Origin of the sequence: Microbacterium sp. B24 (genome assembly GCF_000333415.1) — a bacterium.
In the GTDB taxonomy this organism is placed as follows: Bacteria; Actinomycetota; Actinomycetes; order Actinomycetales; family Microbacteriaceae; genus Microbacterium.
Map to the genome: position 1 here is coordinate 1 of NZ_BADB01000281.1, position 1,787 is coordinate 1,787.

The 1,787-nt window shown below is 68.3% G+C and carries 4 protein-coding genes and 1 riboswitch; of the genes, 1 reads left to right on the forward strand and 3 read right to left on the reverse strand.

The genetic code is table 11. The annotated features are described in order from the left end of the window. Nucleotides 1–133, reverse strand: a 133-nt coding sequence (locus I5I_RS16350) for an adenylyltransferase/cytidyltransferase family protein (RefSeq protein ID WP_148285510.1), incomplete at its 3' end; no start/stop codon positions are given. 167 nt (nucleotides 134–300) lie between these two features. On the opposite strand from I5I_RS16350, the gene I5I_RS07370 reads away from it, so the two are divergent. Further along, complete coding sequence (locus tag I5I_RS07370; RefSeq protein ID WP_275574461.1) at nucleotides 301–678, forward strand: phosphatidylglycerol lysyltransferase domain-containing protein; 378 nt, start codon at nucleotides 301–303, stop codon at nucleotides 676–678. A gap of 24 nt (nucleotides 679–702) precedes the next feature. On the opposite strand, the gene I5I_RS07375 is transcribed toward I5I_RS07370, so the two are convergent. Together I5I_RS07375 and I5I_RS07380 are read right to left on the reverse strand one after the other, a co-directional pair. Further along, nucleotides 703–1,023 (reverse strand): DMT family transporter, encoded by a 321-nt coding sequence (locus I5I_RS07375; RefSeq protein ID WP_036318175.1) that lies wholly within the window; start codon nucleotides 1,021–1,023, stop codon nucleotides 703–705. Between the two features lie 10 nt (nucleotides 1,024–1,033). Continuing rightward, nucleotides 1,034–1,100: riboswitch (guanidine-III (ykkC-III) riboswitch) on the reverse strand. Nucleotides 1,101–1,122: 22 nt separating this feature from the next. After that, the coding region (locus I5I_RS07380) for a CPBP family intramembrane glutamic endopeptidase (RefSeq protein WP_036318176.1) at nucleotides 1,123–1,787 on the reverse strand (665 nt) is incomplete at its 5' end.

Here is a 1,787-nt window from a genome sequence, read left to right on the forward strand (position 1 = left end):
ACGGTCGCCTCGATCCGCTGACGACACCCGCGATCAGCAGGTCGCACTGCTTCCTGGCATGCGAAAGGATGTTCAGATGCCCGATGTGAAAAAGATCGAACGCCCCGGCGGCGTAGCCGATCGACACAGCCATAGCGAGCTCCCCCAGCTCTCGATGTGATCCGAGCTCGACGACGAGCGTCGTCCCGGTTCGAGCCCCCCGGCTCGATGCGGGCCCCCGGCCCACGTCTGCACACTACCGCAGGTGCGCGCGAGACGACAGTGCCGTGCACCTCGACGACGGGGTGAAGCGGGGCGAGGCTGCCGCCCGGGCGCGCCGTCGGGCAAGATGGGCGCGGGGGAAGGGGCTCGCGTGAAGCGGTCGCCTTCCGCGACGAGGGTGCCGAGTTCATGTCGCTGTCCGGCGCGCCGCTCACCCACGAGTACCCGCCCGAGGCCCAGGGGCTCGCGGCGCTGAGCACGCGCCTGTCCGATGCGCTCGAGCCGGTGTACGGGTTCCAGTCGCTGCACCGCTTCAAGCAGAAGTTCCACCCGCGCTACGAGACCATGTCGCTGCTGTTCCGCGACGAGGCCGACCTGCCGCGGATCGGCGCCGGACTCACGCGTGCGTTCCTGCCCTCCGCGACGACGCGGCAGTTCGCGAGCGCGGGGCTGGAGTTGCTGCGCGGCGAGCGCTGAGCGTCGACGGATGCCGCGGCGCGCTCAGTCGTGACCGACGAGCTTGAGTCCGACGACGCACCCGACGAGGCCGAGGATGAGCAGCAGCCGCACGAGCGAGAACTGTTCGTCGCCGGTGATCATGGCGTAGGCGACGGTGAGCGAGGCCCCGATACCGACCCACACGGCGTACGCGGTGCCGGTGGAGATGTCGCGCATGGCCCACGCCAGACCGCCCATGCTGGCGGTCAGCGAGACGGCGAACACGATCGTCGGAACAAGTCGACTGAAACCTTCGGACTTGCCGAGCGCGGTCGCCCAGACCGCTTCGAGAACGCCGGAGACGATGAGGATGACCCAGGACATGACGTGACCTTCCGGCCAGTCTTGTCGCTCACCGGGTACTGGGATCCCTCGTCCGGAGACCCTGTCGGGGTCTTCGTGCAGACTAGCGGTTCTTCCTGATCACGAGCCGGGCGCGACGAGGAAAACCGCGTCCCACAGCCCCGGATTGTGTGCGTGCACGAGGACCGCGAAGACGACGGCGTCGAAGAGCAGATGCACCGTCACGACGTAGCCCAGCGAACGGGTCTTGAGGAAGATGACGGCTTGCAGGAGAGCGAACGGGATGGTGAGCACCGGCCCCCAGGCGCGGTAGCCGAGCTCCCAGAGGAAGGAGACGAACACGACCGCCTGCAGCAGATTGGCCGCGGCATCCGGGAGATGGCGGCGCAGCAGTGCGAACACCGTGCAGATGAAGAAGAGCTCGTCCCAGATGCCCACGGCGCCGACGCCGACGAAGAGCCGGGCGATGAGATCGGGGCTGTCCACCACCGGCCAGTTGCGGTACACGCCCGACGTGATGAAGTAGAACGGCAGGATCAGCCAGCCGAGCGCCAGCACGGCCCCGAGCCACCCCCACTGCCAGCCGCGCCATCGTCCCCCGCCGCGCCAGGGGAAGCGGATCGCGCGATCGCGGTAGACCCATCGCGACACGGCATACGGCAGCGCGACCGCGCCGCCCAGCGCCAGAGTGAACCGCAGCATCGACACAGTGTCGAGCTTCGCCTCCNACGAGATCGAACTCACCAGGAGCATCCCCATCGCGATGAGCGACAGATCCCGCGCGA